This window comes from Roseiarcus sp., assembly GCF_052145395.1.
GTDB lineage: Bacteria > Pseudomonadota > Alphaproteobacteria > Rhizobiales > Beijerinckiaceae > Roseiarcus.
The window spans coordinates 1-4,459 of record NZ_JBKQOT010000322.1 but is presented as its reverse complement, the minus strand read 5'-3'; the positions used below and the strand labels follow the sequence as shown (position 1 = coordinate 4,459).

At 62.7% G+C, this 4,459-nt stretch carries 5 protein-coding genes; all 5 read right to left on the bottom strand.

Features of this window, described 5'->3' with window-relative positions:
- Positions 1-62: 62 nt before the first annotated feature.
- On the bottom strand, positions 63-623 hold the full coding sequence (locus ACLP25_RS10955; RefSeq protein ID WP_442469227.1) for an IS6 family transposase: 561 nt from the start codon (positions 621-623) through the stop codon (positions 63-65).
- Positions 624-685: 62 nt separating this feature from the next.
- Complete coding sequence (locus ACLP25_RS10950) at positions 686-835, bottom strand: hypothetical protein (protein ID WP_442469226.1); 150 nt, start codon at positions 833-835, stop codon at positions 686-688.
- 13 nt (positions 836-848) lie between these two features.
- On the bottom strand, positions 849-2,402 hold the full coding sequence (locus tag ACLP25_RS10945) for an MmgE/PrpD family protein (protein ID WP_442469225.1): 1,554 nt from the start codon (positions 2,400-2,402) through the stop codon (positions 849-851).
- A gap of 88 nt (positions 2,403-2,490) precedes the next feature.
- The gene (locus ACLP25_RS10940) at positions 2,491-2,838 is read right to left on the bottom strand and encodes a pyridoxamine 5'-phosphate oxidase family protein (RefSeq protein ID WP_442469224.1); all 348 of its coding nucleotides are present in this window, start codon (positions 2,836-2,838) and stop codon (positions 2,491-2,493) included.
- A gap of 1,367 nt (positions 2,839-4,205) precedes the next feature.
- On the bottom strand, positions 4,206-4,459 hold a 254-nt coding region (locus ACLP25_RS10935; RefSeq protein ID WP_442469223.1), incomplete at its 5' end, for a WGR domain-containing protein.

Sequence of the window (4,459 nt, the reverse complement as noted above, 5' to 3'; positions counted from 1 at the left end):
GTTGTTAAAGTAACGCCGATATGTCGAGGCGTTGCGCGATATGCCTACGCGCAATCGACGATCTACCCCGCAAGGGCGCGCCATTCCGCCAATGCGGCCGTGCGTCTCTGCTTGTAGACCTGCCGGGTGACGAGATGCCGCTCCTGATTGAAATAGTTGTGGACCTGGGCGTGAACTGAGCTGAACTTCTGCAGCGTCTTCATACGTCGAAACCGCTGCATAGCCCGCTCTCGTCGTCGAAACGGCCGATGAGAATTCTCCGCCCGATTGTTGAGGCGGCCACCGACCTCGTGCCGATCTGCGGCGCCGATCTCTTTCATCGCCGCGGAATAGGCCCGAAGCCCGTCGGTGACGATCTTCCGCGGCTGGCCGTACCTCTTCATGATCCGCTTGAGAAGCGTCAGCGCCGCAGCCTTGTCCCGTCCTGCCGTGACCACAGCCTCCGGGATCTCGCCTTCATGGTCGACGGCGCGCCAGAGATAGCAGAGCTTGCCGTTGACCTTCACAAAAACCTCATCCAAATGCCAGCGCCACTGAGGATAGCCGCGCACATGCGCGACGCGTCTCTTGCGGATCTCGGCGGCGAACATCGGGCCGAACCGCAGGGAGAGCGGGTATCTCACCTACATCATCACGACGAGACGGATGACCTCCGGCGAACTGTTGAAATATCGGAACGGGTTGCTCATGGCACTAACCTACCACGACCCCGGCATCCGCGCGCATTTGGTCTGACACTGCCGAGCGCCGTGTTGCCGGCGACGATGCCGGAAAGCGACACGGATTTCTTCGGCGCGGACTTCTGCACGACGGTGATCTTCTGGTCCTCATTCATCTTTTTGTCCTCCCTAACCGGAAACGATGGAAAGCGAGGGGGCGACGGCGGCGGGGGCGCGCCAATCGAATAGGCCCGTTTGCGCAGGGGCGCCGAGCGATGCGGGATCGATTGAGAAGGTGAGTCCGAGGAGATCGTCGGCCTTCAACGTCGTCAGCCTGTCGACGGCGCCGAGGAAGCGGTCCTGCTCGGAAGACGCGATCACGCCTTCGGCGAGGGAACCGAACTTGGAGACGTATTCCTTGCGGCCGAAGGGGCGGGCGCCGAGCGGATGGGCGTCGGCCACCGCGAGTTCGTCCTCGATGACGCGGCCGTCAGCGAGCGTGACGACGACGCGGCCGCCGAACGCTTTCTCCTTCGGATCGCGGCTGTGATAGCGGCGCGTCCATTCGGGATCTTCGACGGTCGAGATCTTGCGCCACAACGCCACCGTGTCCGGACGCGCTGCGCGCTCAGGCGCATAGGAGCGCGCGTGATGCCAGCCGCCGTCCTCCAGCGCCACGGCGAAGATGTACATGATGGAATGATCGAGCGTCTCGCGGCTCGCCTTGGGGTCCATCTTCTGCGGATCGTTCGCGCCCGTGCCGATCACGTAGTGGGTATGATGGCTGGTGTGGATGACGATGCTCTTCACCTTGGAGAGATTGCCGATCTTCGGGCCGAGACGGCGGGCAAGGTCGATCAGCGCCTGGCTCTGGTATTCGGCGGAATGCTCTTTGGTGTAGGTGTCGAGGATGGCGCGCTTGGGCTCGCCCTTTTCCGGCAAAGGCACGGAATATTCCGCCTTCGGGCCGCCGAGCAGCCAGGCGATGAAGCCATCCTCGCCTTCCCAGGCCGGCGAGGGCGCGCCTTCGCCGCGCATCGCTCGATCCACCGCCTCGACCGCCATCTTGCCGGCGAAGGCCGGCGCGTAGGCCTTCCAGCTCGAAATCTCGCCCTTGCGTGACTGACGTGTGGTGGTCGTCACATGCAGGGCCTGCTGCACGGCCTGATAGATCGTCTCGGTCGGCAACCCGAGGGCCGCGCCAATTCCGGCGGTGGCCGAAGGACCGAGATGGGCGATATGGTCGATCTTGTGTTCGTGCAGGCAGATTCCCTTCACCAGATCGACCTGGATTTCATAGGCCGCCGCGACGCCGCGCACGACTGCCGCACCATCGAGCCGGCAATGCTGGGCTACGGCCAGCACGGGCGGGATATTGTCGCCGGGATGGGAATATTCGGCAGCGAGGAAAGTGTCGTGGAAATCGAGTTCGCGAACCGCGACGCCGTTGGCCCAGGCCGCCCATTCGGGCGAGACACGGCGGTCGCGTAGCAGGCCGAACACGGTCGCCCCCGGCTGGCACAGATGCGCCACGGCTTGCGCGCGCGCGCTCGCCACCGGACGGCCGGCGATAGAGGCCGCGGCGACTGCCGCATTGTCGATGATGCGATTGCCGATCATTTCGACGACCGCCGGCTCGACCGCGACCGGATCGGTCGCGACTTCCGCGATCTTCCAGGCGAGTTGGTCGGCGCGCGGGAGATGACCGGCGGATTTGTGCGTGCGGACGGGATGCTGCTTCACGATTGGATGTCCTTTTGAAATTCGGAAGTTGAAGGTTTGACGATGGCGACGGGCCCGATGTTCGCTGCCGAGATCCGCAAGAGACGCGTCACTCCAGACGAATTTGAAATCCGGCGTCCGCATCGTAACCGAGCAGAGAAACCCGCGGCTGGCGTCGTATCTCTTCGATTTTCGCCGAACGGAGATCGGTGAAGAGCGAGACGGCGCCCCGTTCGGCGTCGGCGCTCCGAAGGATGACGCTGCGAACCTTCGGCGCGCCGTCGGGGCGCGAGGTGGCGAGTTGAAGAACGGTGAACGGCGTGCGACCGGGCCGCGCGCCGGTCGTGAGGGCTGCCCAGCGATCACAACTTGATACTTGAAACTTCGGCTGTCCGGTTAAGGCGCGGCGAGTCTGCGGGGCTCGGCGCCGACGCGGGCGATCACCGTCACCGAACACTGGAATGCGGAACGGTCGCGGTCAAGTCACCGCACGTTCCACCGTCGGTTTGCCGCGCTCGATGCGGGTTCCAAAGGACGCCGTGACCGGCGGGCTCTATCTCCGACCGTCGCCAAATTTGGGACGCATCGCTTCGACGTTCGAAGCAGGAGGCAGCGTTTACCAGCCCCCATCACTCTGTGCGGGCGACGGACGCGGCGAGACGACAAACTGGTCTCCGCTTTAATTGTCTCGTATTACTGTGCCGCGCTCTGGCTCGCAAATTTCTCAGGCGATACCGCGCGCCCCCGTCATCAACTGTATCGAGGACCTCATTGAGACGCGTCATTCCTTCATTCACGGTCGAAGTCCGGCGTCGGCCAAGATTGGCAACCAACTCAAGCCAAGACGTGCAGTCGTTGGAGACCAGGACCCGACCTACAGCATTTGAACGAGAGCCTCATCGTCTAGCCGCGGCGACATTCGAGGCCAAGACGTCAAATCAGCCCTCCGGTGATGGCGCTGCATCGTATCCAAAGCGTCGAATCCTTGAGAGCCTTGTCCCGGGAAAGCCGCCGCCCGTTGGTCGGCTCGAAGACGAGTTATTGTCCGCTGCAACTTCGAATCCAAAATCGCGCGCGCGGAAGCCGCGGAAGCCGCCATCGGTGCGCGCGCGAAAGGGCAAGGATCAAACATCACAGTTGCCGCGGAATTTAGAATCCTCGTCTGATCTGACGGCGCGGTTGGCGGAAAGACCTTCGGTTGCGTCCGTTCAAACGACTGGCATGTCGCCGAGTGACGCGACAGCCATTTCGTCAGGCACACCGACGGCGACGGCGAATCGAATCGTCAGAAACTCCGGCGGTTCGGCGCCGCGCTCAAAGGCAAAACGGAGAGTCCAGATCCCGCTCGCTCTCGATGACATCCTAGCCACTGTTTCCGCCAAAGACCAGCGATCCACCTCGCGAACGGACTCCTTGAAAGCACTCCCGACGGGCGTCGACGACGTTTCGCGTCCGAATCGAAAGCGAAGGCGAACCATCATGGGTCGCTATGTCTTCGGCGATGAACTCAAGCCTGGCGAACGCTGGAAGCGGCGATTGTCCAAGGGGGCGATGAGGCGCGCCAAAATAATAGACGGCGGCAACGGGCTCGGTTTTGCCGTATGGCGATCATAGGGAACTGCAGGACTCGATCGTGAATTGGCCATTCTGCGAGGTCCTTGGGTTCTCGCCGGATCCCTTCCAAGCGACAGTTGCGCCGGAGAATCTTGTGGCCAGTTGTAGTATGTTATAATGGATTTGACATATGTACGCCGGCAAAAAGGATTGACGGCCACCCCGAACGGCCGGGCTCCATCGTTATCTCCCGACGAGCGGAGTTCGCAGTCAGGCCCGGAGCACGTAGCCGCGGCGCCTCTTGCGGCTGAGCCACTTCTCCAGTTCGACTTGGGCGACTGGCGGAGACGGGTGCAAGTCGATCCGCGCCCGCCCTGCGGCGCCGATGCGCCCCCAACGGCGTACGAGGGCGAAATCCTCGAAGAGGGTCGGCTCGATCGACAGAACGTAATAGCGCGCCATGTTTCGGGCGCGGTCGACCCGCTCGAGAACAAGAACTTGGAGGAGCGCCGGGTTATCCGCTT